A 24240-nucleotide genomic window follows, 5' to 3' on the forward strand; every position below is an offset into this window, starting at 1 on the left:
GATGGAGTGAGACCGGTTTGCCGCCCATGTGCCGACTTTCTGGCAGGCTTTTGCCGCTTTTTCAGGGTCGCGGCGGGCGGCTTTTATGCGCTAGACTTCAGGCCGTTATCCGGGAACGATTAACAAGGATTCAGTTTTGATGAGCCAACCCGTTCAGGTGGCACCGGACCTTCTGGAGGTGGGGCGCCCGCTTCTGTGGCCGTTGTACAATGCCTCACATCGTCAGCTGGCGCCCCAGGGGCATGTGATCCAGACGGAAGGCGAATGCGAGCGGCTGCGGGCGCAGGGGTATTACCACCCGCCGGAGCGGCTGGAGGAGGTGTTCATCTCCGAGGCGGCGGCATTGGATTCGCTCAACCCGATCAACCCCTTCACCGAGTATGGCTTTCTGCTGGTGGCGCTTGAACGGACGCTCGATGCCCTGGCGCGCGGCCAGAATGACGCCCGCCAGCGCCTCATGGACCTGGTGCAGCGGGTGCGGCTGGCCGGTATGAGCAATCCTGAAGCCTGCCTGGCGCTGATCCATGTGTATGCCGCCAGCCCGAGTGTCCATGAGCAAACCCTGTTCTACGCGCTGTTGTGCTGGTTTGTGGGGACTGAGCTTGGTTATGACGAGGAGAGCCTGCAGCATCTGCTGGCGGCCGCGCTGAGTGCCAATATCGCCCTCATGCCGTTCCAGGATCGGCTGAACGCCTCACGCAACACCCTTTCCGAGCAGCAGCGGGCCATCATACGCCGTCACCCGGAGCGCAGTGCCGAGGTCCTGGCGTCGGCCGGGGTGGCGGATGAGCCCATCATCAGTGCCATCCGCCAGCACCATGAAGAGTATGACGGCTCGGGCTACCCCCACGGCTTGCGCGCAAAGGCCATCAGTCAGCCGGCACGCATCCTGGCCATGGCGGAACGCTATGTGGCGCTCATCACCCGCCGTGCCTACCGGGAGCGCTACCGCACGGACGATGCCCTGCGCTACCTGCTGGATGTGGCCCGGCGGGACCCGAACAAGGCCCATTACCGGGCGCTCTACAACACGTTGACGATCCACCCGCCCGGTGCGCTGGTTCAGCTCAAGAGTGGTGAGATGGCGGTGGTGGCCAAGCGTGCCCTGGGGGAGCGCCCGTTGGAGATGCTGTGTGTGGCCAACCCACAGGGGCATTTCTATCTGGATCCCTTCCTGCGGCGGGATGACGGCACCCACAGCCTTGTTGAACAGACGGTTGTGGTGGAGCCCAGGCCGTCACTGGATCTGTCGCGGCTGTTGCGGTGAGCGCGGCCTGACACTATGTGCCGCCCAGGACCTCTCCGTCTCGGACATCGAACAGTGCCGCGAACCGCTTGCCACTGAACACCCCCTCACCGGGCACAGCAACAACGGCGACCGGCAGAAGGCCATCGCCACAGCACACCCACAGGTCATCGCCCACCTGCAACTGGCCGGGAGTGCTGTCAGGAGATAGGGCCGCGGCCTGCTCGCCGAGCTCATGAATGGCCAGGGTATTGCCCCGGAATCGGGTCTGGGCCGCGTGGTAGGGGGTGCAGGCGCGCACAAGGTTACGGACCGATTCAGAGGGTTCGCTGAAATCAACCCACAGATCCGCCGCCTGCAGTGATGGGTAGGTCTGGCCCGGGCCCTGCGGCTCCCCCTCAGGCAGGCTGTTCTCGCTCAGCATGTGATCCAGTTGCTGCATGACCTTGGGTGCCAGCGTGTTCAGCCGCCGGGTGAGCGTGCCCTGGGTTTCGGCTGGGTGCAGCCGGAATGGGAAGCGCAGTATCACTGGGCCCGCGTCCAGAGTTGGGGTTAGGTGATGGATGCACACTTCCGACCGGGTCAGCCCCAGCCGCAGGGGCCAGAACCAGACAGCGGCGGTGCGCACCGACGGCAGGGGCGCGGGGTGTACGTTCAGGGCGCCCAGGCTGGCCTGTTGGGTGATGGACTCCGGGATGCGGTGATTGAAGATCACGGTCAGGATCAGTTCGGGCGCCTGGGCCTCCAGTGTCTGCGCAAGGGCTGGGTCTGCCATTCCCTCAAACCACACCACTGGCAGCCCGACGCTGGCCATTCCGGCCTGTTCGAAAAAGTTCTGGTCACCGCGCGGGCAGTACAGGGTCAGGTCATGCCCCAGACTCTTAAGCGCCTCGGCACAGTTGCGGGTGAAGTGGGAATAGCCGAAAAGCGCGATGTGCATAGTGAGTGCCGCGTAAAATTGCTTATATTCTATCCATTCATTATCCGTCAGTGCTGTGTAGCTGTCGATGAAATCAAAGTATTTGCGCGTTGAGAGGAAGCCCATTCATGAGGGCCAGTGCGTGGCGGAAATCCGTGTTCAGCTCCTAGAGGATGATGCCGGTTGGTCACCTTATCTGAGCGTCGATGAGGCCTATGTTCTGGATGGCGTCAGGGAAGCCCTTCGCCAAGGTGATTTGGAAACGGCGGCCTGGTATGGTCGCATTTATGAAATGCGCCCTATTGCGGGTGCTTGAGTCGGCGCTGGATGTGCGCCAAGTAGAGCCGGGCACCTGAACTCAGGCAGCGTTAAAGTGTGACACTGGCAAGTGGTTAACCACCAGCTGGGCGATATCGGTGGTATGGCTGGCATGCTGGATGTCGATGCCGACCAGGCTGCCATCCTCGGCATAATCCAGAACGATACCTTCCTTGACCTCATCAGAATCAACGGCCAGTGCTTCCGAGAGGTGGATGTAAAGGGAGTCCGTTTCCTTGTCGTAATTCAGTTTCATTGCTTGAACCTCCTATCCGGGAAGGCGTTATGGATGGTGATGCCATCTTCCAGAGTAACAACGCGCAGGTAACGGTTCAGCTGCGGCACCCATGTCCAGTAACGCACCCGGTCATCGTCAGATTGTATCTCCCAGTACACCGGATTGTTGACAGCCGCCAGACACCACTCGAATTTAAGGTAGCTGCGTTTCTGAAGCACGTTCCGTTTAAAGTACCCTGTGACCGGATGCCCGTCCATCTCCTGAGTCTGGGATTGGTCCATGCTTAAAGTCCCTTTCCATTATCGGCCCTATTTCATGTCACCTTAGTTCATTATCAACCAGCGCTGCGTCGTTGTCGATGAAACCACTGTAGTGCCATGACATGGTCCAGCTCGCGAGCTACGTTGGAGAAGCAATGACTAAATCATGGGAGAGTCTGAATGCTGGAAATAGTGATGGCATTGGGTGGTGGCGTTATTGGTTGGGCCTTGAAGCATTACTGGGACAGTAAGCACTACCAGCTTGCGGTTCGGCAGAACGTGGAGAACTGGACAGTACGCGTCCAGGAATGGAGTGAAGAAGCTATAAGCTGCCTCAACCGGGCTCATCACGTACTGAATTGGACGAAAGACGATCCATACTCGGTGGAACAGCGCGAGTTGCGCGAAGAGCTGGCTCTTGAGCTATCCACGTTAGTGGAGCAGGGAAGACTGTACTTCCCCAACGAAAACCGGTCTGCCTATGGGCATGGGAGACAATCCGCGCGTAAGGGGTACCGAAGCGCCGTTCTGGACCCTCTGGTTGCCGCAGGGCAGCTTCTTCATGATGGCAGCCAGCTCGGCTTTGACTTGCCTGATCCGAAGGAAAAATACGGACGGAATAAATACGCAAAAGCGATTCGGCTCTACTCGAATGCGTTCCTGTCCTTTATCGAGATAATTCTTTCAGTTCGGGAGGGCAATCGGCGACGTATTGATCTTGTCCGAAAAGCCGGGGCTGAAACGGAAGCGATGCAACTTGATCGTCTCTTGTTTCCCAGTGACGAAGTACCGCCACCCGGGCACCGGTACTGGCTGGGCTGCGAGATGGAGCCAAAAAGTCCGAGCGTAGAAGAGGTGTTGGGCGGGCAATGGCAATAATGGTCTGGCTGTAACATCCCTTTACAAACTCCTCATTAAATTCCCTAAAGGTTCCGGGCTGGTCGCCGTTAAGCAACCCAGAAGGCGACAGTACCGGTTCTGCCGGTGCCTGAGCCTCTGACCACAACCAAGAGTGAACAGGCAGGAGAATGGGTTATGGCACTCGGTATTAACACAAACGTTGCTTCGATCAACGCTCAGAACCAGCTGAGCAAATCTCAGGGCCAGAACGACCAGGCGCTGGAGCGGCTTTCTTCCGGTCTGCGGATCAACTCCGCGAAAGATGATGCAGCAGGTCTTGCGATCTCTACCCGGTTTGAGTCTCAGATCGGTGGTTTGAATGTGGCAAGCAGGAACGCAAATGATGGCATTTCTTTGTCTCAAACCGCTGAGGGTGCATTGGATGAGATCACCAACAACCTCCAGCGGATTCGTGATCTCTCGGTCCAAGCTGCGAACGCGACCAATAGCGAATCGGATCGGCAGGCTCTGAACGATGAGGTAACTCAGCGCATCGAAGAGATCGACCGAATTTCTTCAGAAACCAGCTTCAACGGTCTCAATGTTCTTGATGGTTCGCTTGAAACCCAAGATTTCCAAGTTGGAGCTAATGTCGGTGAGACTATTGGCGTAGATCTCTCTCAAGGCACGAAGGCAGATCAGGTAGGTTCGATTGCCAGTGATTCTCTTACAGTGGGAGCGGCTATCGATGACACTAGCAGTCAAAGCCTTGAAATTAATGGCGTTAACATCCAGAACTCATCAAACTTTGAAGACGGAGCTCAAAAGGGAGCTGATAGCGCATTCGCTGTAGGCGCAGCGATTGAGGCCGCTGATATTGAGGGGTTAAATGTTCAAACTTCTACTGAAAAGACGGGAACTCTGGATTTAACTGGTACCGATGCATTTAACACCAATAACGAATTGACCGTCAATGGAACCACAGTTCTTACAAGTAGCGACGGTAATGAGACAACTGGGGATGTGGTCGATGCCATCAACAGCGCTTCGGGTACAACTGGAGTTACAGCCTCTTTGGCTGAGGGGAACAATGGAACCACCCAAAGTGGGGATATCACCCTGGCAGCAGAAGATGGACGAGATATCCAGCTGGGAGGTGATGACAATGGGGGTACGGCACTAGATATCACTTTTGATAGTGACACTATTAATACCAGTACAGACCAAACTTACAAAGGTGATGTATCGCTCTCTTCAGAGGAAGCCGTTGACCTGAAGAGTTCTGATGGTGCCGTAAATACAATCTTCACAGATGCTGGTTCGTCGACGACAACTCTTGGTACTGATACTGGTGAAGTGGCGGTTAACGACAACGAAGCTCTTGAAGATGCTGACATCAGTAGCGTTACCGGGGCCAATGACGCAATTTTCCGGGCAGACGCAGCTCTAAACTCTGTAAACGAGCTTCGAAGTGAGCTTGGCGCAGTCCAAAACCGATTCGAGTCCACCATCTCGAACCTGGACAGCAACATCGAGAACCTTGAGGCCTCCAACAGCCGCATCAAAGACGCGGACTTCGCGGCCGAATCGGCCAAGCTGTCCCAGTCCCAGGTGCTGCAGCAGGCCGGTATCTCGGTCCTGTCCCAGGCCAACCAGCGGCCCCAGCAGGTCCTGTCCCTCCTGCAGTAAGCAGGGCGTAAGGGCGGCCGTCACCCTCCGGGGTGACGGCTTAGCCGCGTAACCGGACAGGCGAGGTGTGATATGAGTGACGTAAACCTGAACAGCCCGGACCCGGCCCGGCGCCCCGCTGGGGAGCAGGGTTCGGCTCGGGCGTCTTCTTCATCACAGCCCGCTGAGAACAAGGCCAGCCGTGAGGATTCTGTTGTTCCCCTGCGCACCGACAATAGTGAGGTGAGCAAGGCGGAGAAAACGGAGAAGCAGAACGAGGCCATGCGAGAGGAACTGGATAAGGCGGTTTCCCAGCTTAATGACTTCGTTCAGTCAGTGCAGCGCGATCTGGAATTCGAGGTGAACGATGAAACCGGTCAGACGGTGGTCCGCGTGATCGACCAGCAGACCGAGGAAGTGGTTCGCCAGATTCCGGACGAGCTGGCGGTAAAGCTGGCCGAGAACCTCCAGCAGGAGGAGCCTCTGTCGCTCTTGAATATCAGGGTGTAGCAGGGTGTAGGAGGCAGGCTGGACAGTGTGTTCAAGGGAGAGCCGTCACTTCAAAGGAGTGGCGGCTTTTTTTGATTCTGGACATGGCAGGGAGCCTGCTTGCAGGCGATTGTTGGTGTGGATCGCCTGCAAGCAGGCTCCTACAGTGTGGGTGGCATGGGGTATGCAGTGGCGTGTCTGGAAAGAGTTATAAAGCGGCAAACCTGGGCTATACTTACAATCAGTAACAGATTTGCGGCAAAACAGGGGCAAAGTTTTGCCGGGTTGTGCCGTTAAATAGGGGTAGCCGCAATGAACAGGCGTGAGGGTCATCATGGGTAGCGTGTCATCACTGGGAATCGGGTCGGGTATCCTGACCAATGATCTGCTGGACGACATTGTCTCCGCCCAGCGTGAGCCGGCCGTTGAGCGCTTGGATGCTGAGCAGAAGGAGACGGAGGCCAAACTTTCGGCTTTCGGGCAGTTCCGCAGTGCGGTGAGCAACCTTGAAGGGCCGGCAGACGCGCTTACGGATCCAACCACTCTGCGTAGCTTTAAGGGCGAGTCTTCCAATGAGGCGATCAGTGTCGAAGTGGACGATTCGGTTGCGCAGAAGGGCAGCTACTCGGTGAATGTGAACCAGGTGGCTCAAGCCCAGGCGCTGGCCTCTGAGACCTATGCGGACCGGGATTCCACTGAGATCGGCGCTGGGGATCTCACCTTCAACGTGGGCGACCAGAGCACAACCATCACCCTGGATGAGAGCAACAATACCCTTAACGGTCTGGCGAGTGAGATTAACGAGTCAGATATGGGCGTGAATGCCTCTATCCTGAACACCGGCGATGGCTACCGCATGGTGCTTAACGCGGATCAGACCGGAACCGCGAATGCCATGGAGATCACCACGAATGATGGCTCCCTGGATGCGTTCACAACTGCCAACCTTGAAGAAACCCGCGCCGCGAAGGATGCCAAGGTAAACATCAGTGGCGTGGAGGTCACCCGCAGCACCAACACCATTGAGGGTGTGATCGACGGGGTGACCCTGAACATCAGTGGTGAGACGGATCTGCCAGCGGACGTGAATGTCTCGCAGGATCTTGAGGAGCCCACAGCCAAGGTTCAGGAACTGGTGGATGCCTTCAATCAGGTGAAGGGAACCGCGAACGAGCTGACCAGCTTTGACAGTGAAGCGGGCGAGGGCAGCATCCTGACCGGGGATTCCACCATTCGCAGTACCATGAATCAGCTCAGTCGTGAGTTCAGCCAGATCGTACCCGGGCTGGAAAACGCCAGCGTGCGCTCACTGGCGGATGTGGGCATCACCACGGATTTCAATACCGGCCAGCTGCAGTTTGACTCCGCCAAATTCCAGGAAAAGCTCCAGTCCAATCCCGATGACGTGACGGCCCTGTTCGCGAACCAGGGGCGGGCCTCTGACGGGCAGGTTGAGTTCGTTCGCAGCACCAGCAGCACTCAGCCGGGTGAATACGATGTGAATGTGGATTCCATTGCAACGCGTGGCAGCTTTACTGCGGGCCAGGCGTTGCCGGACACACTGGAGGTTGATGGCACCAACAATACCTTCAGTCTTCGCCTGAACGGTGGCGAGGAAGCCCAGATCACGCTCACCCAGGGCACCTACAGCACCCAGGATGAGCTGCTGACTGAGATCCAGAACCAGGTGGCGGATAACACGACTATCCAGGCTGGGGGTGATTCGCTTCAGGTGGGTCTGGGGCCAGATAATAACAAGCTGCAGTTTACCTCCAGTGAGTACGGCAGTGACTCCGAGGTCGAAATCACACAGGGTAATGATGCCCTTGGCATCACTACGACAGGGACTGGCACCGCCGGCACCGATGTACAGGGCACCATCGACGGCCAGCAGGCCGAGGGCGATGGCCAGGTGCTGTTCCTGGGCCGGGATCAGGGTGATGCCTCCGGCATTCAGGTTCGTGTCCGCGGTGGTGAAACCGGCGCCCGGGGCTCGGTCAACTACATTGAAGGCGTTGGCAACAGCATTGCGGAGCGTATCAGTCAGCTGGGGAGCAGCAACGGTGCCCTGAGCTCCCGTGAGGAATCCTTCCAGAACGATCTGGAAGGGATCCAGGAGGATCGCCAGGATCTGAACGAGCGGTTTACGTCTCTGCGGGAACGGCTCAGCAGCCAGTTCGCTTCTGCGGACCAGCGCATCAGCCAGTTCCAGCAGACCGGCAATTATCTTGAACAGCAGTTGGCCGGCCTGACAGGCGGCAACTGATTCTCACAACACGACGCATACAGTCAGACGCAGTCAACAGGGGTAAAACGCCATGAACGCACTGCAGGCCTACCAGCAGGTGAACACCCAGACCAGTATCACGGACGCGGATCCGCACAAGCTGATTCAGCTTCTGCTGAACGGCGCGCTGGAACGCATCAATATGGCCAAGGGCAAGATCCAGGCGAAAGACTACGCGGCCAAGGGCAACCTGATCGGCAAGACCATGGAGATCATTTCCGCCCTGCGCAGCTCCCTGGATTTTGAACAGGGTGGCGAGCTGGCGGGTAATCTGGAAGCCCTTTACGACTACATGGAGCGCGGCCTTCTGGAAGCCAGCGTCCGCAACGACGTTGAAAAGCTGGACGAGATCGCCGGCCTGCTGCGCACCGTGAAAGAGGGCTGGGACGGCATCCGCGAAGAGGCTCTGGACTTCCTGCGTCAACGCGACGCCGGCTGAGAGGTGACGGATTTCAGTCCCTGTGCTTTAATTCAGGGCGAGCCTGAGGACTGGAGTCATCCATGCTGCGTACCCTGTTGTACGGTGCCTTTGTAGTACTGGCCTCGCTGGGCTCTGTTGCCCTGCAGGCCACCCCCACCTCTTCGGAACCCGTCACGTTCAGTCTCCCGGCCATTGAGCCCTGGGCTGAGCGCACCCCGGAAGGCGAGCGCCGTGGCCTGCTTGTGGATCTGGTGGAAGCCATCCGCAGCCGCACCGATATCCCCATCCGTTACCAGATCCGCCCCCACAGCCGTGCCATCCTGGAAATGGAGGAGGGGCACGCTGATTTCGTTCCCACGTTCGTGGCGCCGGGCATCCCTGAGATCGCAGAGCCCGTGGCTGACCTGGTGGAAGTACAGGTGCTGGTTCTGGGGCGTGCCGACGATGAGCCCATTGAGTCGCTGGACGGACTGGAGGGCGAGAATGTGGGCTATCTCAGCGGCACCTGGTACGGCCAAGCCTTTGCCGCCAATGAGGCCATTCGCAAGGTGCCCGTCAACAATGTGGCCCATGGCCTGAGGCTGCTGAAGCGTGGCAGGTTGCGGGCGGTGGTGGCCTCGGAGGTGGCCATTCCGGCCGGCTTTGATCCCGAGGGCTCCGGGGCGCCGGTGCGCACGCTGATGCGGCTGGAGACGCTGGAGGGCAAGATCTTCATGTCCCGTTCCTCACCCCGGGAAGACGCGGCGGAGGCCATTGCCGGCGCCGTTGAGCGCATGCACGAGGATGGCACCATGGCCAGCTTGTTCAGCAACCGCTATGAGGCGGACATTGCCCGCGAGTGATCAGCTGGCCGCAAGAAGCCCGCGGATGTGCGCCTCAACGCCCTCGGTGAGCGACTGCAGGTGATAGCCTCCTTCCAGCATCGAGATGACCCGTCCCCGGCAGAGTTCCCCGGCCAGGCGGGTGATTTGCTCCGTGATCCAGGAGTAGTCCTCGGTTTCCAGATTCACATCCGCCAGCGGGTCCAGCCGGTGCGCGTCAAACCCTGCTGAAACCAGGATCAGCTGGGGCTTGAACGCCGCCAGCTCCTCGAACCAGCCATCCGTGATCGCCTGGCGGTAGGTGGCGCTGTCCGTGCCCGGGTCCAGCGGGACGTTGAGGATGTGGCCGGGCATGCCGTGGCTGTGCTTGAAAGGGTAGAAGGGGTGCTGGAAGCTGGAGCACAGCAGCACGCGCGGGTCGTGGTGGAAGATGTCCACGGTGCCGTTGCCCTGGTGGACGTCGAAGTCGAGGATCGCGACCCGTTCCAGATGGTGGAAAGTGAGCGCGTGCAGCGCAGCAATGGCGATGTTATTGAAAAAGCTGAACCCCATGGTACGGCTGCGTTCAGCATGGTGGCCCGGCGGCCGGATGGCGCAGAAGGCGTTGCGCGCCTGGTTGGTGAGCACCTGGTTCACCGCTTGGATGCCGGAGCCCGCCGCGAGCTTGGCGGAGCGGAACGTGTGCGGGTTCATGGCCGTGTCCGGGTCCGCCATGATGCGCCCCTGGCTGGGCGTCATCTGTTCCAGCTGGCTGATGTAGCTGTCCGGGTGGGCGCGGCGCAGTTCATCGTGGGAGGCCTCTTCCGCCTCGTTGATGGCCAGCTGCTCCCACAGGCCGGTCTGTTGCAGGTGTTCACGGATGGCGCTCAGGCGCCGGGGGCTTTCCGGGTGGTCATCCCCCATGTCGTGTTTCTCACAGTCCGGATGGTGGAAGTAGGCTGTTGCCATCGTCGCGCCTCGCCATGCAGGTTACACTTCTGACAGGGATTGTGAGCCGCGCGGATCGATGTGGCAAGGCAATCCGGCGTCTGGAAAGGGTCAGAAAGAGGGGCTGTATGTCCACCCGGCATCTCAATGCGCTGTTCAATCCGCGTTCCATTGCCGTCATCGGGGCATCCGAGCGGGCCACAAGCCTGGGCGGCATGGTGCTGCGCAACCTCATGGCCGGGGATTACCCGGGCCAGCTGCTGGTGGTGAACCGCCAGGGGTACGACAAGGTGCACGGCATCCGCTGTGAGCGCCGCATCAAGCAGATGCCCTGGGCGCCGGATCTGGCGATCATCTGTACCCCGCCGGAAACGGTGCCCAAACTGGTACGCCAGCTGGGCGAATGCGGGGTGCGGACCGCCATGGTGATGACCGGCGGTATGTCCCGTTCCTACAGCCGCAATGGCGAACCGCTGATGTACGCGGTGCGGGATGCTGCCAAGAAGGCCGGCGTGCGGATTCTGGGGCCCAATACCATCGGCATCATGTCGCCGGACACGCAGCTGAACGCCACCTATGCCCACATGGGAGTGCTGCCCGGAAAGATCGGGTTCGTGGGGCAGTCCGGTACCGTGGCCAGCGCGGTCATCGACTGGGCCTTTGCCCGGGGCGTGGGGTTCTCTCGCCTGCTGACCCTGGGTGATGGCGTGGACATCGCCCATGACGATCTCATCGACTACCTGGCAGAGGACCCGGGGACCCGGGCGATCCTGCTACACATTGAGCACATCCCGAACCCGCGCCGGTTCATCTCCTCGGTACGGGCCGCTTCGCGTTCCAAGCCGGTGATCGCGGTAAAAAGTGGCCGCTTCCCGGAATCCGAGTATCTGCCCCACACACTCCCGGATGGCATTACCCAGACGGACCCCATCTACGATGCCGCGCTCCAACGCGCTGGTGTGCTGAGGGTGAACGGCCTGGACGAGATGTTCGACGCGCTGGAGAGCCTCTCACGCATGCGCCGGGTGCGCCGGGAGGAGCTGGTGGTACTGTGCAATGGCGTGGGCCCCGGGGTTCTGGCGGTGGACCGGCTGCTCTATCAGGGCGGCGAGCTGGCGCAGTTCTCCGAGGAAACGGTGGCGAAACTGGAGCAGCGTCTGCCCGGTTACCTGAGCGTGCGCAACCCGCTGGACCTGGGGTATGACGCCTCGCCCCAGCTCTACGCGGATGTTCTGCAGATCCTGGGTCAGGACCCGGGCATTGCGAATGTGCTGGTGATGTACACGCCCACGCTGCTGGAAGACACCCTGCACATTGCGGATTCGGTGATGCAGGTCGCCCGGCGCCAGCGCCTTAACGTGTTCACCTGCTGGCTGGGCCAGAGCACGGTTCTGGACGCCCGGGATGCTTTCTACGAGGCCGGGGTGCCCACCTTCTTCTCGCCGGAGAAGGCGATCCGTGCCTTCATGCACTTTGTGAAGCACCAGCGTGGTCAGCGGTTGCTGGCGGAGACACCGGAATCCTGGGTGGAGCCGGAGGTGAACCGTCAGGAAGCCCGGGAGATGGTCCAGAAGGTGATCCGCAGCCGCCGCAACCACCTGACCAACCGCGAGGCCCGCCAGCTGGTGGCCGCCTACGGTATCCAGACCCTGGAGACGGCTTACTGCGACGATGAAGAGGAGGCCGTGGAGGCCTTCCGTGAGTGGGGCGGGCCAGTGAACATCACGCTGCTGCATGAGCGCGGTTGCCACCCGTACCTGGAGGAGACCTCGGGGCGTGGGCGTTACCGCTACACCATCCGCCGGCTCAATGATGAGGCGGCCATCTCCAACGCCTGCCAGACGCTCATGGAGCAGTACCGCAAGCACTTCCCCAACAGCGGCTTCCTGGGGTTTGCCATGCATCAGACCAATGCCGGGCTGGAGGGGATTGGTTTCAGTCTCGGCCTGACCCGGGACGCGGTCTTCGGGCCCCTGATCGTGTGTGGTTCCGCCGGCGCGCGGGTGAACATCATGAGCGACCGGCGTGTGGCATTGCCGCCGCTGAACATGAACCTGGCCAATGAGCTGCTGGCGCGCAGTAATGCCTACCGCCTGCTGCGCGAGTACAGCCCAAAACCGGAGGAGGACATCCGGGCCGTGTGCCAGACACTGGTAACGCTCTCCCAGATCAACAGCGACATTCCCGAGATCCGGGGGCTGGAGATCCTGCCGCTGCTGTTTGGTGAGGATGGGGCCGTGGCCTGCGATGTGGCCATTGATCTGGGCGAGCCGGTCCGGCCGGTGATCAAGCCCTATCCCCGGGAGCTGGAAGAGTGGGTCAGCCTCAAATCCGGCCGCGAGGTTCTGGTGCGCCCGATCCGCGCCGAGGATGAGCCGGGTCACCTGGAATTCCACCAGAGCCAGTCTCCGGAGACGATCCGCTACCGGTTCTTCCAGTACCGCAACAGCTTCACCCATGACGACATCGCCCGGATGGTCCAGATCGACTACGACCGGGAGATGGTGTTCATCGCCACCGAGTGGCTGGAAGACGGTACCGAGAGGACCCTGGGCACGGTGCGCGTGTGGACGGATGCGGACAACATCCAGTGCGAGTTCGCCGTTATGGTGCGCGATGACCTGCGCGGCGAGGGTCTGGGCCGAATCCTTATGGAGAAGATGATCCGCTACTGCAAGGCCCGCGGCACCCTCGAGATGGTGGGCCACGTTCTCCCCGGCAATGAAGCCATGGCCGGCCTGGCCAGGGCGCTCGGGTTCTCGGTGACCTACGATCAGGAAGAGGACGTGGTGGCGTTGAAGCTGCCACTGAACAAGCCTACCGAGGACTGGCACCTGGATCGGCTGGATGGGGAGATGCCGCCGATCTGAAAGAGATCTGTGGTTTGTCGCGTATGTGGCGTGATTTTTTCGGGCATAGCTTTACTTTTTATGGAATGGTAAATTTATCGTGCATTGCCATCCACGTCTTTAGGAAAAACCATGACAAGGCTCAGTTCCAAGCGCCAGGTCACGCTTCCCAAATCCCTGTGTGACAGGGCTGGTTTGAGCAGTGGTGATGAGTTCAAGGTTCTGGAGCATGATGGGCATATCACCCTGATCAAACAGACACCAGGAGCCAGTGAAGGCTTTCTGGGGGATATCCAGCCGGATGAGCGTTTCAGTGAAGAGGAGTCAAGGGATGACGGAATCCAGCGGTCCAGCGATGGTGGCCATTGATACCAACGTACTGCTTCGCCACCTGCTGAGCGATGATCCGGAGCAGGCGCAGCGTGCCAGAGCTTGCCTGAAAGCCAGTGCGCCGGTTCTGATCACGGATATTGTACTCTGCGAGACGCTCTGGACGCTCGCCGGCAAACGCTACCGGTTGTCACGGGAGCAGCTGGCCCGGGTTGTACTCGCTCTTCTGGAGGAACCGTGCTTCTGCTTTGAGGATGAGCAGGCGATATGGGCTGCCTACTGCGATTTTGTGGACCAGACTGGCTTTGGCTTGCCGGATGCGTTGATCGCTCATAAGGCCCGGTCCATGGGGGCTCAGCCGCTGTACAGTTTTGACCGTGCCGCGTTGCGCATTGCGGGAGTGGAGGCCCCCTGAGGACGGTGCACTACCCTTGGCAAATGGGGGCCTTAATAGTTCTATCGGGTACAGGGTACATGCCTGCAGGAGCGATACCTGATCGCAATGGGTATTCTATCCGCGCGTAAATACCCAGTTATCCCCGTTGGAGAGTTCCTCGTTAAACCGGTAGCCGTCCGTATCGAAGCCTTTCACGTCTTCGGGGTTGGTCAACCGGTTGCGGATGATGTAGGCGGCCATCATGCCCCGGGCCTTCTTGGCGTAGAAGCTGATCATCTTGTACTGGCCGTTCTTCCAGTCCTTGAACTGGGGGGTGATGATGCGGGCACCCAGTTTTTTGTGATCCACCGCCTTGAAGTATTCGTTGGAGGCGAGGTTGATCAGGACGCCGTCGTCGTTATCCAGCTCGTTCTTCAGGTGGTCGGTGATGGTGTCCTTCCAGAAGGCATAGAGGTCTTTGCCCCGGGCGTTCTGGAACTTGGTGCCCATTTCCAGTCGGTAGGGCTGCATCAGGTCCAGCGGGCGCAGCACGCCGTAGAGGCCGGAGAGGATGCGCAGGTGATGCTGGGCGAAGTCGAAGTCGTTCTCGGTGAACCGTTCCGGCGCCATGCCTTCATAGACGTCGCCCTTGAACGCAAGCACCGAGGGGCGGGCGTTGTCGGGCGTGAAGGGGGTGTGCCATTCCTGGTATCGCTGGGCATTGAGTTCACCGAGCTGCTGGCTGATGCCCATAAGGTTGCTGACCTGGTGGGGTTCCAGTTGCTTGAGGTCGTCGATCAGTTCCCGGCTGTGTTCGAGGAACTGGGGTTGGGAGTAGCTGCTCGTGGGGAGCTTGCTTTCGTAGTCGAGTTTTTTGGCGGGTGAGACGACCATTAACATTTTCTATCCTCCCAGGGTTTCTGTTAGCTGGATTCTAACATAATTGCCAGGCAGTAAGCGGGGGAGCCCTTCACGGGAATCGCCACGAGTACGTCCATGTAGGCTGCTCTTCCGCCCGTCACGCTGCGCGATCCTGCTCCGCGTGACGGTCCTGGGTTACCATCCATGGCAACCCGTCAGGCCCCGCGGCCTGACCCATGGCTCCAGAGCTTCCCGTGAAGGGCTCCCCCGCTCACTGCCTCAGATCGTGTCGTGGTTTTGGGGTCAGTGGTTTCCCAGAAACGCGATCACATCCTCCGCCGTAAACGGCCAGTCCAGTTCCTTCCCTTCGGGCTCCATGCGCAGAACCGGGATGCGTTCGCCGTATTGGTGCACCAGCGCCTCGGATTCGCTGATGTCGACGACGTCCACCGGGATGGGAGTCTCGAGTGGGGTGCGGACGAGGATCTGTTCGGCCTGTTCGCAGAGTTCGCAGTTTTCAGTGATGTAGAAATAGAGGCTGGTGCCTGTGGACATGGTGCTGGCTTCCCCCGGATAATCCCGGCCCTGTTTGGTCAATGCCGGGGATCTGGTTCATGTGGTTTCGTAACGCGCGTCTCTATCGTATCACCAAAGCCTTCGAGTGGTCCGCCGAGGCCCTGGAGGAGGCGCTGGCAAAGCGGGCGTTCCAGCCCTGCGGGCCCCAGGACACCGAGCGTATGGGCTGGGTGTCGCCGCTTGGGCGTGATGGCGATCAGCTGGTGTTTACGTCCGGCGAGTGCCATCTGGTTTGCCTGCGCCGCGAGGAGAAGGTGCTGCCGCCGGCGGTGATCCGCGAGGAGGTGGATGAGCGCGTTGCCGCGGCCGAGGAGGAGCAGGGTCGGCCTCTGCGGCGCAAGGAGAAGACGGAGATCAAGGAGCAGGTCACGCTGGAGTTGTTGCCGCGAGCCTTTACCAAGTCCCGTTTCATCCACGCCTACATTGCACCCTCCCAGGAACTGGTTGTGGTGGACTCCGCTTCCAGTAATGCGGCCGAGACACTGCTTTCGGAGCTGCGTGAGACGCTGGGGTCGATGCCGGTGCGCCCGCCGGCGGTACAGCAATCACCAGCGTTCACGATGACCCAATGGCTGCGCGGTGAAGCGCATCCGCCAGCGGGGCTGGTGCCTGCGGATGAGTGTGAGCTGCGGGATGATGAGGAGCAGGGTGGTGTGGTCCGTATCAAGGGTGTCGGCCTTGATGGTGACGAGGTGCGCGCGCATCTGGACAACGCCATGAGCGTGACGCGGCTGGCACTGGACTGGGAGGATCAGCTGTCGTTCATGCTGGACGATGAACTGACGATCCGCCGTCTGCGTTTCGGGGATGACCTGAAAGAGAAGCTGGACGACGATGCCGGGGATGACCGCGTCGCCCGCTTTGATGCCGCCTTCAGCCTGATGACACTGGAACTGTCACGCCTGGTGCCAGCGCTGCTGGAGGCCTTTGGCGGCGAGGACCGTTCCGCGCTCAGCGCTTGATCTGAGCGTCGAACTGCTGGCCGGTTACGCCTTTTGAATCCGGGCCCATCAGGTACAGGTAGGCGCCCATGATGGCGTCCGGCTCCGGGTTGCTGGCCGGATCCTCGGCCGGGTAGGCGAGGTGGCGCATGTAGGTGCGGGTGGCGCCGGGGTTGAGGCTGTTCACCCGCACGGCGGTGCGCGCATCGTCCAGTTCATCGGCGAGGGTTTCCATCAGGCCTTCGGTGGCGAACTTGGAGATGGCGTAGGCGCCCCAGTTGGCGCGTCCCTTACGGCCGACGCTGGAGGAGGTGAAGATCACCGAGGCGTCCGGCGCGGCGCGCAGCAGCGGGATCATGGCCTGGCTGAGCAGGAAGGCACCGGTCACATTGGTGCGCATCACCCGTTCCCATTCTTCCGGATTGTAGTACTCCAGCGGCGTGCGGTCGCCGAGACGGCTGGCGTTGTGCAGCAGGCCGTCCAGCCGGCCGAAGTCTTCCTCGATGCGTTCCACCACCTGGTCATAGTCCGCCGCGCCAGCGCCTTCGATATCCAGTGGCAGGATCAACGGTTCCGGGTGGCCAGCGGCGTCGATCTCGTCATAGACCTTTTCCAGCTTTTTGATGGTGCGCCCCAGAAGGATAACGGTGGCGCCGTGGGCGGCGTAGGTTTTCGCTGCGGCCCGGCCGATGCCGTCACCGGCGCCGGTGACCATGATGATGCGGTCCTTCAACAGGTCCGCTGTGGGCTGGTAGTTCTCGACGGTCTGTGCGCTCATGCGGAATCCGTTTCGGGTCGGTGGGTGTCGATCAGGTGGAACAGTTCGCGGCCGTGGTCGATGATGTGGTGGGCGTTCCAGTCCGCCACGTTCTCGTCCGCGCCGAGGTAACCGTAGCGTGCGGCCACGGTGGTCATGCCGGCGGCCAGGCCGGATTCAATATCGCGCCGGTGGTCACCGGCGTAGAGACAGGTTTCAGGCGCCACACCGATCTGCTCAGCCGCCAGCAGAACCGGTTCCGGGTCCGGTTTGGTGTTGGCCACATGATCCGGGCAGACGACGCTGGCACAGCGCTTGAGGAGGTCCATGTCCTCGAGCAGCTTTAGCGTGTACTGGCTGGCCTTGTTGGTGACGATGCCCCAGGGGACCTGTTTCGCCTCCAGGTGCGCCAGAACCTCGGCCAGCCCCGGGAAAAGCCGGGTGTGGACGGCGATATGGCTGATGTACAGTTCCAGGAGTTCGGCATGGCGGTCATCGTAGCCACGATCCCCGGGGCGCAGCCCGAAACCGAGCTGAACCAGCCCGCGGGCCCCGTTGGAGACCACGCGCCGGATACTGTGTTCGTCCAGCTGGGGCAGGCTGTGGCGTGCACGCTGGGTGTTCAGGCACCAGATGAAGTCCGGTGCGGTATCCAGCAGGGTGCCGTCCAGGTCGAAGAGGATGGCGCTGAAGCGGCTCACGCGTCGGCCTCCGGCTTGATGCCGTGCATGAAATAATTCACGTCGATGTCCCGCCCTAAGCGGTACTGGCCGGTGACCGGGTTGTAGGTCAGGCCCGTGGTGTCGCGGGTCTCGATGCCCGCGTGCCGGAAGTGGCGGTCCATTTCGGAAGGCCGGATAAAGCGTTTCCACTCATGCGTGCCACGGGGCAGGAGGTTGAGCACGTATTCGGCGCCAACCTTGGCGAATAGCCAGGACTTGGCGTTGCGGTTGATGGTCGACACCACCAGGCTGCCGCCGGGCTTGAGCAGGCGGGCACAGGCTGCGACCGTGGCGGCCGGATCCGGTACGTGCTCCAGGACTTCCAGGCAGGTGACGGTGTCGTAGCGGCCCGCTTCCTGTTCCACCAGCGCCTCCACGTCCTCCACGCGGTAATCCACGGTGACCTCGGCCTCCAGCGCGTGCAGGTCAGCGACGCCCACGGCTTCCCGGCTCAGGTCGATGCCGGTCACCGTCGCCCCCCGGCGGGCCATGGCTTCGCTGAGCAGACCGCCGCCGCAGCCCACGTCCAGAACGGTCTGGCCGTTGAGGCTGCCGGTGTGTTGCTCGATGTAGCCCAGGCGCAGCGGGTTGATTTCATGCAGGGGTTTGCATTCGCCTTCCGGGTCCCACCAGCGCTGGGCCATGGCATCGAATTTGGCGATTTCGTTCTGGTCGACGTTCGGGGTCATGGCGCTGTCCTCAGTGCTGGTCGGCTGCGGCGATGTGGCGCTGCCACTGGTTGACCCGCTCGCGCAGGCCGTGAAGATCCATACGCTGGAGCTCGCCCTCGATCAGCCGGGGTTCGCCGGCCACCCAGGTATGGGTAACCTGGCGGCCGTTGGTGTTGTAGACAAGATGCGGGATCGGGTCGTAGACCGGCTGCGCCAGGATATCGCCCAGGTCCACGGCGATCATGTCCGCCTGTTTGCCGGGTTCAAGCGTCCCCACCCGGTCGTCGATGCCCAGAGCCTGCGCGCCGTTGATGGTGGCCATGCGCAGGACGCTGTAGGCGTCCGTGGCGCCTGCATCAAGGGTGCTGAGTTTGCCGAGCAGGGCGGCGCTCTGCATCTCGCCGAACATGTCCAGGTTGTTGTTGCTGGCGGCGCCGTCCGTGCCCAGGCCTACATTCACGCCGGCATCCAGCAGGCGCTGCACTGGGCAGGCGCCGCTGGCGAGCTTCATGTTGGCTTCCGGGCAGTGCAGCACGTGGGCGCCGCTTTCCTGCAGCAGCTTCAGGTCGTGATCGTCCACCTGGGTCATGTGCACGCACTGGGTGCGCGGCGAGATCAGGCCCAGTTCCGCCAGTCGGCGGGTGGGGCGCAGGCCGTGGTTCTGGATGCTGTCATCCACTTCCCCGGCGGTCTCGTGCAGGTGGATCTGAACGGGCAGATCGACTTCCTCGGCCAGGGTGGCGATGCGCCGCAGTGGCTCGTCAGAAATGGTGTAGGGGGCGTGCGGGCCGAAGGCGATGGTGGCCAGGTTGCTGTTGCGTACGCGGTCGTGCAGGGCCAGCCCCTTCTGGATGTATTCTTCCGGGCCGCTGCCCCACTGGGTTGGCATGTCCAGTACCGGGAAGGTGGACTGGATGCGCATGCCGTGCTGCTGGGCGGTTTCCACAATGGTCTCGGGGAAGAAGTACATGTCCGAGAAGCAGGTGGTGCCGGTGCGCAGCATTTCGGCGATGGCCAGCTGGGTGCCGTCTGCCACAAAGGCTTCGTCCACGAAGCGGCCTTCGGCGGGCCAGATGTGGTCCTGGAGCCATTCCATCAGGGGCAGGTCGTTGCCGAGGCCGCGCAGCAGGGTCATGGGGGCGTGGCCGTGGGCGTTGATGAGCCCGGGCATCAGCAGCTGGTCGCCGAGGTCGCGGTGCTGGTTGGGCTGGTAGCGTTCCAGGGCGGTGTTCGTGGGGCAGATATCGAGGATCTGGTTGCCCTGGATGGCGACACTGTGGTGTTCAAGGACCTGCCGGTCGGTCATGGGCAGGAGCCAGCGGGCGCTGATGAGTTGGTCGATGGCTTGGGTCATGGGTCTCTGGGTTCTGGTTATGGCCGTGGGTTTCCGGCACTTGTGGGCTGCGGCCTGTGACTTCAGACTTGAAAGTATAACGGATGGTGGCTTTGGGGCCCATGGCAGGCGTTGGACAGTTCACTCTTTAAGGATTGTTTTGAATGACACAGGATCAGGTAACCCCCCTCAGATGGCACGGTGAGGTGCTGGAGGTGTTGGATCAACGGTTGTTGCCGGCTGAGGAGGTCTGGCACGCGTATTCGGATGCCGAGGGGGTGTACCGGGCGATCCATGAGATGCAGGTGCGCGGGGCGCCGGCGATCGGGATTGCGGCGGCCTATGGGGTGGTTCTGGCCGCCCGGGGGTATGCGGAGGCGCCTGATTGGTATTCGCGGCTGGGGGCGACCATGGATTGGTTGGCGCAGGCGCGGCCGACGGCGGTGAATCTGGTCTGGGCGCTGGAGCGGATGCGTGGCTGTCTCGGGCAGGTGGCGGATTCGGCGGACCTTGTGGCGATGCTTGAGGCGGAAGCGCTGGCCATTCACCGGGAGGATGCGGAGGCGAACCGGGCCATGGGTGTGCTCGGGGCGGATCGGATTCTGGCTGAGCGTGAAGGGCCGGCGCAGGTGCTGACCCATTGCAATACCGGGGCGCTGGCTACCGGTGGTCAGGGTACGGCTCTGGGCGTGGTGCGGGAGCTGTTCCGGCGGGGGTCGCTGGCTTGTGTGCATATGGATGAGACCCGGCCCTGGTTGCAGGGGGCGCGTTTGACGGCCTGGGAGTGTGAGCGCGAGGGGATGCCCTGTTCGCTCAATGTGGACGGCGCGGCGGCGACGCTGATGGCGCAGGGGAAGGTGGACTGGGTCGTGGTCGGGGCGGACCGGATTACGGCGAACGGGGATGTGGCGAATAAAATCGGAACTCTGCCGCTGGCGATCCTGGCCCGGCACTATGGTGTGGGGATGATGGTCGTGGCGCCATCGTCAACCCTGGATACGGAGACACCCAGTGGTGACCGGATCGAGATCGAGGAGCGGGATGGTACGGAACTGCGGCGTTCCGGCCGGCGCTGGCTGGCGCCGAACTCAGTGGCGGTGTTCAACCCGGTGTTCGATGTGACGCCGGCCTCGCTGGTGGATGTGATTGTGACGGAGAAGGGAATCTGTGAGGCGCCGGGGAATCAGGTGACGCCGCTGGATTCACTCACCTGACTGACGGCCGCTTCCGCCGGTCTTTTTCCGGGACTGGCTGGTCGTCGTTTTGCTGCTTTGCTTCTGCTTACTCTTTCCGGATTGGTTCCCGGCGGTCTTGGTCTTGGAAGTGGCGCTGTCCTCGGTTTTCTTCTGCGACTGACCGCGATGGCGCCGTTCGCGCTTGGGCGTGGCCGGTTCCCGGCCTTCCTGCCTGGCGGCCTCGCGCTCGGCTTCCAGGTCATCCAGAGCTTCGTTGAGACGCTCCTCTTCCTCGGCCACGAAGTGCAGGGACATCTCGAATGACTGGCGGGTGAACTCCAGTACGCGCTTGAAGCCTTCGTCCGACAGTTCCCGGGCTTCGTCGCGGCCCCGGTAGATATTGATGAATTCGCGCTCGCGCTCGAAGTGCAGTGGCAGGCGGCCCACGCCCCAGTCGTTGAGCACCCGCCAGGTATCCGGGCTGTAGGCGCGGGTGTACCTGAGGATGAACGGAACCGGGTCGTTGCGTGCCAGTACGGCCGCCAGGCGCAGGATGAGTTCAAAGGGGAGGGCGGCGGTGCCATCCTCGGCGGCTTCCAGCAGGCTTTTGTCCCGGAGGTTGAGGGACTCGGCGAGGTCGTTGACGGTGAGGCCAGCCACCTCGCGCAGGTCGCGCAGGGATTCGCCGGCGGCGAGCATCATGCGCAGCTGATCCTGGCTGCCCATGAGCTTCCGGCCCACCTTGAGCGAGGTGCCAGTGGTGCGCCGGGCAATCTTGTAGGCGGAGCCGGTATAACCGGCCAGACGGTCGAGAAGGTTGGGTTCGTCGTCCTCGTCAGCCTCCGTGCGCTGATCCGATGCTGTGCCTTCCCGGGGACTGGAGCCTTCCTGGTCCTCGTCTTCGAGCTCCTGAACCTTTTCCAGTGACTCCAGGGCGTGCAGGGAGTCCTTGAGGAAGGTTTCCAGCGCTTCGGATTTCTCGTCGTCGCTCGCCATGGCGCCTGCTCCGCTCTATTCGCCGGCCACTGCTCCCTTTTCGGGAGTTTCGTGATAGATGCTGGCGTAGTGTTGGCTCTGGGCCAGAAGATCGGTGAGGATCGCGCCCGCTTCCCGCACCACAAAGTCCGGTCCTTCATCCGCCAGTTCGCTGCGCCGGGCCATGGCCGGGCGGGATTCCGCATCCTCCTCGTACGCCTGCCAGGACTCGAAGGGCTCCTTGTCCTGCAGCTCGCGGCGCTTGTTGACGATGCCGAGCTGTTTGTCGCGGAACGCTTCCTGTTCGGCCCGCCGCTCTTCGGCGTTGAGGCTGACCCAGGTCCGGTCCCGGCGTTCATTGAGCAGTTCCAGCTCGCGCTGGCGAAGCTTGTACTCGGGCACCTCCGAGAAGCGTTTCTCGTGCTTGCTGGTGATTGTCTCCAGCACATCCCCGAATTCGAAGTAGCGGTGATAGTCGAGAGTGTCGATCTCATCCCACGTCAGGGCACCGTCCAGGGCGGACTCGGCGACATTCTCCCGGTGGATGCGGTCCTCGATCTCGATGTCCGGCACTACGCCCCGGTTCTGGGTGCTGCCGCCGGAAATGCGGTAGAACTTGGACTGGGTGATCTTGAGCTGGCCGTGGTTCAGCGGCCGTATGGCCTGAACGGTGCCCTTGCCGAAGGTCTGGGCGCCCACCACCAGGCCGCGGCCATAGTCCTGCATGGCGCCGGCAAAGATCTCGGAGGCGGAGGCGCTGAGGTTGTTGACCAGTACCACTACGGGGCCGTCCCAGGTCACGTTGTTGCTCTCATCCTCAAACACCTGGACCGAGCCGTCCGGGCCGCGCACCTGGACCGTGGGGCCGCTCTCGATGAACAGGCCCACCAGCTGGTTGGCTTCCGAAAGGGCGCCGCCGCCGTTACCGCGCAGGTCGATCACGAGCCCGTCCATGCCGTCGGACTTCAGGTCCTCGAGAAGCGCCCGGACGTCCCTGGTGGTGCTGCGGTAGTCCTTGTCGCCCTGGCGGGCGGCCTTGAGGTCCGCGTAGAAGGTGGGGATGTCGATCACGCCCAGCTGCCAGGGGTCGCCCCCGTTCTCCATTTCAATCATGTCGCTCTGGGCGGACTGTTCCTCGAGTTTCACCTCGTCCCGGACAATGGTGATCTCGTGGGTGTTCATGTCGTTCTGGGTACCGGCCGGGATGACCTCGAGCCGGACTTTCGAGCCCTTGGCCCCCCGGATCAGGTCCACCACCTCACTCAGGCGCCAGCCAATGACGTTCTTCATCTTTTCATCTTCCTGGGCGACGCCCACAATCCGGTCCGCCGCACCCAGCGAGCCTTCCTCGGCCGCAGGGCCACCGGGCACGATCCGTGACACCTTGGTGTAGCCGTCCTCGGACTGCAGCACCGCGCCAATGCCTTCCAGGGACAGGCTCATATTGATGTCGAAGTTCTCGGAATTGCGCGGGGACAGGTACTGGGTATGCGGGTCCCAGAGCCCGGCAAAAGCGTTCATCCATTGCTGGAAGGCGTCTTCGCTGCGGGCGTCATAGGCGCGGTCCAGCTGGCTCTCATAACGGCGGGTCAGCGTTTCCTTGATGGCTTCGTCCGGCTGACCGTCCAGGCGCATGCTGAGAACGGCGTTACGGATGCGGTCCCGCCAGAGCTGATCGAGCTCGTCCGTGTTCTGCGCCCAGTCGGCCTCACTGCGGTCGAGCCGGTAGCGGTCGTCGCTTTCGAAACTGAACGTGTCGATGCCGTTGTCCAGAAGGGACAGGGCGTATTCCAGGCGCTGGATGCTGCGCTGCTGGAAGTGGTTATAGATGCGGAATGCGGGCTCCAGGTTGCCCGAGGTCAGTGCCCTCTGCATGGAGTCCCGATAATCATCGAAACGGTTGATATCCTCCTGCGTGAAGTAGAGGCGCTGGCCGTCCAGCTGATCGAGGTAGGCGTCGAGGGTCTCAGAAGCGAGCTCACCGTCGATGTCCTGTTCCTCGAAATGGCCGAACTGCAGCTGGCGTGCTATCAGGATGTTGGCCCGTGCCTGGTCGGAGGTGGGTTCAACCGGCTGGTAGTCGCGTTCGGTTTCAAGGTTGGCCTGTGCCGCGCCGGTAACCAGAAGCGCGAGCGCCAGAAACAGGGAGGGGAAGATTGGGGTACGCAAGATTGCCGTTGCTCCTGATCAGGTGGTCTTAATCACCATACTATGCCTCAGCCATGAAGTGTAGGGGAGGG

The 24240-nt window shown here is 61.5% G+C and carries 25 protein-coding genes; 13 read left to right on the forward strand and 12 right to left on the reverse strand.

The features are described from left to right. Positions 1-139 precede the first annotated feature (139 nt). The gene (locus tag CK501_RS11130; RefSeq protein ID WP_095617802.1) at positions 140-1267 is read left to right on the forward strand and encodes an HD-GYP domain-containing protein; all 1128 of its coding nucleotides are present in this window, start codon (positions 140-142) and stop codon (positions 1265-1267) included. A gap of 13 nt (positions 1268-1280) precedes the next feature. On the opposite strand, the gene CK501_RS11135 is transcribed toward CK501_RS11130, so the two are convergent. Next, on the reverse strand, positions 1281-2186 hold the full coding sequence (locus tag CK501_RS11135; protein WP_158223102.1) for a methionyl-tRNA formyltransferase: 906 nt from the start codon (positions 2184-2186) through the stop codon (positions 1281-1283). Positions 2187-2307: 121 nt separating this feature from the next. On the opposite strand from CK501_RS11135, the gene CK501_RS11140 reads away from it, so the two are divergent. Further along, positions 2308-2481: a hypothetical protein gene (locus CK501_RS11140; protein WP_198949488.1), complete on the forward strand. Its 174-nt coding sequence runs from the start codon at positions 2308-2310 to the stop codon at positions 2479-2481. 42 nt (positions 2482-2523) lie between these two features. Here CK501_RS11140 and CK501_RS11145 read toward each other — a convergent pair whose 3' ends face one another. Beyond that, on the reverse strand, positions 2524-2739 hold the full coding sequence (locus CK501_RS11145) for a DUF2283 domain-containing protein (RefSeq protein WP_095617804.1): 216 nt from the start codon (positions 2737-2739) through the stop codon (positions 2524-2526). After that, positions 2736-3002 carry a hypothetical protein gene (locus CK501_RS11150; RefSeq protein WP_198949489.1) on the reverse strand — a complete coding sequence of 89 codons (267 nt, stop codon included), beginning with the start codon at positions 3000-3002 and terminating at the stop codon, positions 2736-2738. The genes CK501_RS11145 and CK501_RS11150 overlap by 4 nt, the downstream gene beginning before the upstream one ends. 159 nt (positions 3003-3161) lie before the next feature. Here CK501_RS11150 and CK501_RS11155 point away from each other — a divergent pair, with 159 nt between their 5' ends. The 6 genes from CK501_RS11155 to CK501_RS11180 all read left to right on the forward strand — a co-directional run bounded on the left by CK501_RS11155 (position 3162) and on the right by CK501_RS11180 (position 9528). After that, positions 3162-3860 carry a hypothetical protein gene (locus tag CK501_RS11155; RefSeq protein ID WP_143421423.1) on the forward strand — a complete coding sequence of 233 codons (699 nt, stop codon included), beginning with the start codon at positions 3162-3164 and terminating at the stop codon, positions 3858-3860. A gap of 156 nt (positions 3861-4016) precedes the next feature. Then, the gene (locus CK501_RS11160; RefSeq protein WP_095617806.1) at positions 4017-5510 is read left to right on the forward strand and encodes a flagellin N-terminal helical domain-containing protein; all 1494 of its coding nucleotides are present in this window, start codon (positions 4017-4019) and stop codon (positions 5508-5510) included. Between the two features lie 72 nt (positions 5511-5582). Continuing rightward, a complete protein-coding gene (locus CK501_RS11165; RefSeq protein ID WP_095617807.1) occupies positions 5583-5999 on the forward strand; it encodes a flagellar protein FlaG in 417 nt (138 codons plus the stop codon). Between the two features lie 313 nt (positions 6000-6312). After that, on the forward strand, positions 6313-8244 hold the full coding sequence (gene fliD, locus CK501_RS11170) for a flagellar filament capping protein FliD (protein WP_095617808.1): 1932 nt from the start codon (positions 6313-6315) through the stop codon (positions 8242-8244). A gap of 52 nt (positions 8245-8296) precedes the next feature. Beyond that, positions 8297-8704 carry a flagellar export chaperone FliS gene (gene fliS / locus CK501_RS11175; RefSeq protein WP_095617809.1) on the forward strand — a complete coding sequence of 136 codons (408 nt, stop codon included), beginning with the start codon at positions 8297-8299 and terminating at the stop codon, positions 8702-8704. Positions 8705-8766: 62 nt separating this feature from the next. Continuing rightward, a complete protein-coding gene (locus CK501_RS11180) occupies positions 8767-9528 on the forward strand; it encodes a substrate-binding periplasmic protein (protein WP_095617810.1) in 762 nt (253 codons plus the stop codon). On the opposite strand, the gene CK501_RS11185 is transcribed toward CK501_RS11180, so the two are convergent. Continuing rightward, positions 9529-10455 (reverse strand): histone deacetylase family protein, encoded by a 927-nt coding sequence (locus tag CK501_RS11185; protein WP_095617811.1) that lies wholly within the window; start codon positions 10453-10455, stop codon positions 9529-9531. A gap of 107 nt (positions 10456-10562) precedes the next feature. Between CK501_RS11185 and CK501_RS11190 the strand changes: the two genes are divergently transcribed. From CK501_RS11190 to CK501_RS11200, 3 genes are all read left to right on the forward strand, one after another. Continuing rightward, a complete protein-coding gene (locus CK501_RS11190) occupies positions 10563-13304 on the forward strand; it encodes a bifunctional acetate--CoA ligase family protein/GNAT family N-acetyltransferase (RefSeq protein ID WP_095617812.1) in 2742 nt (913 codons plus the stop codon). 111 nt (positions 13305-13415) lie between these two features. Continuing rightward, a complete protein-coding gene (locus tag CK501_RS11195; protein WP_095617813.1) occupies positions 13416-13652 on the forward strand; it encodes an AbrB/MazE/SpoVT family DNA-binding domain-containing protein in 237 nt (78 codons plus the stop codon). Then, positions 13615-14028 carry a PIN domain-containing protein gene (locus tag CK501_RS11200; RefSeq protein ID WP_198949490.1) on the forward strand — a complete coding sequence of 138 codons (414 nt, stop codon included), beginning with the start codon at positions 13615-13617 and terminating at the stop codon, positions 14026-14028. Before CK501_RS11195 ends, CK501_RS11200 begins: the two co-directional genes overlap by 38 nt. A 96-nt stretch (positions 14029-14124) precedes the next feature. On the opposite strand, the gene yaaA is transcribed toward CK501_RS11200, so the two are convergent. Together yaaA and CK501_RS11210 are read right to left on the reverse strand one after the other, a co-directional pair. Then, the gene (yaaA, locus tag CK501_RS11205; protein WP_095617815.1) at positions 14125-14889 is read right to left on the reverse strand and encodes a peroxide stress protein YaaA; all 765 of its coding nucleotides are present in this window, start codon (positions 14887-14889) and stop codon (positions 14125-14127) included. A gap of 264 nt (positions 14890-15153) precedes the next feature. Then, a complete protein-coding gene (locus tag CK501_RS11210; RefSeq protein ID WP_095617852.1) occupies positions 15154-15405 on the reverse strand; it encodes a glutaredoxin family protein in 252 nt (83 codons plus the stop codon). Positions 15406-15464: 59 nt separating this feature from the next. On the opposite strand from CK501_RS11210, the gene rdgC reads away from it, so the two are divergent. Beyond that, complete coding sequence (rdgC, locus tag CK501_RS11215; protein WP_095617853.1) at positions 15465-16388, forward strand: recombination-associated protein RdgC; 924 nt, start codon at positions 15465-15467, stop codon at positions 16386-16388. On the opposite strand, the gene CK501_RS11220 is transcribed toward rdgC, so the two are convergent. Genes CK501_RS11220 through CK501_RS11235 form a run of 4 tightly spaced genes read right to left on the reverse strand, consistent with a single transcriptional unit; the run spans position 16378 to position 19871 of the window. Then, complete coding sequence (locus CK501_RS11220) at positions 16378-17145, reverse strand: YciK family oxidoreductase (protein WP_095617816.1); 768 nt, start codon at positions 17143-17145, stop codon at positions 16378-16380. The genes rdgC and CK501_RS11220 overlap by 11 nt on opposite strands. Then, positions 17142-17825, reverse strand: coding sequence for an HAD-IA family hydrolase (locus tag CK501_RS11225; RefSeq protein WP_095617817.1), 684 nt, complete (start codon positions 17823-17825; stop codon positions 17142-17144). The genes CK501_RS11220 and CK501_RS11225 overlap by 4 nt, the downstream gene beginning before the upstream one ends. After that, on the reverse strand, positions 17822-18535 hold the full coding sequence (gene ubiG, locus CK501_RS11230; protein ID WP_095617818.1) for a bifunctional 2-polyprenyl-6-hydroxyphenol methylase/3-demethylubiquinol 3-O-methyltransferase UbiG: 714 nt from the start codon (positions 18533-18535) through the stop codon (positions 17822-17824). Before ubiG ends, CK501_RS11225 begins: the two co-directional genes overlap by 4 nt. A 10-nt stretch (positions 18536-18545) precedes the next feature. After that, positions 18546-19871 (reverse strand): TRZ/ATZ family hydrolase, encoded by a 1326-nt coding sequence (locus CK501_RS11235; RefSeq protein WP_095617819.1) that lies wholly within the window; start codon positions 19869-19871, stop codon positions 18546-18548. Between the two features lie 143 nt (positions 19872-20014). Here CK501_RS11235 and mtnA point away from each other — a divergent pair, with 143 nt between their 5' ends. After that, positions 20015-21064, forward strand: a complete 1050-nt coding sequence (gene mtnA / locus CK501_RS11240) for an S-methyl-5-thioribose-1-phosphate isomerase (RefSeq protein ID WP_095617820.1) — start codon at positions 20015-20017, stop codon at positions 21062-21064. Here the strand turns inward: mtnA and CK501_RS11245 are convergent. Then, positions 21053-22021 carry a helix-turn-helix domain-containing protein gene (locus CK501_RS11245; RefSeq protein WP_095617821.1) on the reverse strand — a complete coding sequence of 323 codons (969 nt, stop codon included), beginning with the start codon at positions 22019-22021 and terminating at the stop codon, positions 21053-21055. The two genes, mtnA and CK501_RS11245, sit on opposite strands and share 12 nt — an antisense overlap. Positions 22022-22036: 15 nt before the next feature. Continuing rightward, positions 22037-24169: a carboxy terminal-processing peptidase gene (locus CK501_RS11250; protein ID WP_198949491.1), complete on the reverse strand. Its 2133-nt coding sequence runs from the start codon at positions 24167-24169 to the stop codon at positions 22037-22039. Positions 24170-24240: the final 71 nt, after the last annotated feature.

This window comes from Halovibrio salipaludis (genome assembly GCF_002286965.1).
Lineage (GTDB): Bacteria > Pseudomonadota > Gammaproteobacteria > Pseudomonadales > Oleiphilaceae > Halospina > Halospina salipaludis.

Bases quoted from the DNA above. Each gene is read 5' to 3' on its own strand.
- CK501_RS11160 (WP_095617806.1), top strand. From the start codon at position 4,017: ATGGCACTCGGTATTAACACAAACGTTGCTTCGATCAACGCTCAGAAC.
- CK501_RS11195 (WP_095617813.1), top strand. From the start codon at position 13,416: ATGACAAGGCTCAGTTCCAAGCGCCAGGTCACGCTTCCCAAATCCCTG.
- CK501_RS11180 (WP_095617810.1), top strand. From the start codon at position 8,767: ATGCTGCGTACCCTGTTGTACGGTGCCTTTGTAGTACTGGCCTCGCTG.
- CK501_RS11155 (WP_143421423.1), top strand. From the start codon at position 3,162: ATGCTGGAAATAGTGATGGCATTGGGTGGTGGCGTTATTGGTTGGGCC.
- yaaA (WP_095617815.1), bottom strand. From the start codon at position 14,889: ATGTTAATGGTCGTCTCACCCGCCAAAAAACTCGACTACGAAAGCAAG.
- fliS (WP_095617809.1), top strand. From the start codon at position 8,297: ATGAACGCACTGCAGGCCTACCAGCAGGTGAACACCCAGACCAGTATC.
- CK501_RS11150 (WP_198949489.1), bottom strand. From the start codon at position 3,002: ATGGACCAATCCCAGACTCAGGAGATGGACGGGCATCCGGTCACAGGG.
- CK501_RS11210 (WP_095617852.1), bottom strand. From the start codon at position 15,405: ATGTCCACAGGCACCAGCCTCTATTTCTACATCACTGAAAACTGCGAA.
- CK501_RS11145 (WP_095617804.1), bottom strand. From the start codon at position 2,739: ATGAAACTGAATTACGACAAGGAAACGGACTCCCTTTACATCCACCTC.
- CK501_RS11220 (WP_095617816.1), bottom strand. From the start codon at position 17,145: ATGAGCGCACAGACCGTCGAGAACTACCAGCCCACAGCGGACCTGTTG.
- CK501_RS11200 (WP_198949490.1), top strand. From the start codon at position 13,615: ATGACGGAATCCAGCGGTCCAGCGATGGTGGCCATTGATACCAACGTA.
- CK501_RS11135 (WP_158223102.1), bottom strand. From the start codon at position 2,186: ATGCACATCGCGCTTTTCGGCTATTCCCACTTCACCCGCAACTGTGCC.
- mtnA (WP_095617820.1), top strand. From the start codon at position 20,015: ATGACACAGGATCAGGTAACCCCCCTCAGATGGCACGGTGAGGTGCTG.
- ubiG (WP_095617818.1), bottom strand. From the start codon at position 18,535: ATGACCCCGAACGTCGACCAGAACGAAATCGCCAAATTCGATGCCATG.
- fliD (WP_095617808.1), top strand. From the start codon at position 6,313: ATGGGTAGCGTGTCATCACTGGGAATCGGGTCGGGTATCCTGACCAAT.
- CK501_RS11185 (WP_095617811.1), bottom strand. From the start codon at position 10,455: ATGGCAACAGCCTACTTCCACCATCCGGACTGTGAGAAACACGACATG.
- CK501_RS11235 (WP_095617819.1), bottom strand. From the start codon at position 19,871: ATGACCCAAGCCATCGACCAACTCATCAGCGCCCGCTGGCTCCTGCCC.
- CK501_RS11130 (WP_095617802.1), top strand. From the start codon at position 140: ATGAGCCAACCCGTTCAGGTGGCACCGGACCTTCTGGAGGTGGGGCGC.
- CK501_RS11245 (WP_095617821.1), bottom strand. From the start codon at position 22,021: ATGGCGAGCGACGACGAGAAATCCGAAGCGCTGGAAACCTTCCTCAAG.
- rdgC (WP_095617853.1), top strand. From the start codon at position 15,465: ATGTGGTTTCGTAACGCGCGTCTCTATCGTATCACCAAAGCCTTCGAG.
- CK501_RS11165 (WP_095617807.1), top strand. From the start codon at position 5,583: ATGAGTGACGTAAACCTGAACAGCCCGGACCCGGCCCGGCGCCCCGCT.
- CK501_RS11190 (WP_095617812.1), top strand. From the start codon at position 10,563: ATGTCCACCCGGCATCTCAATGCGCTGTTCAATCCGCGTTCCATTGCC.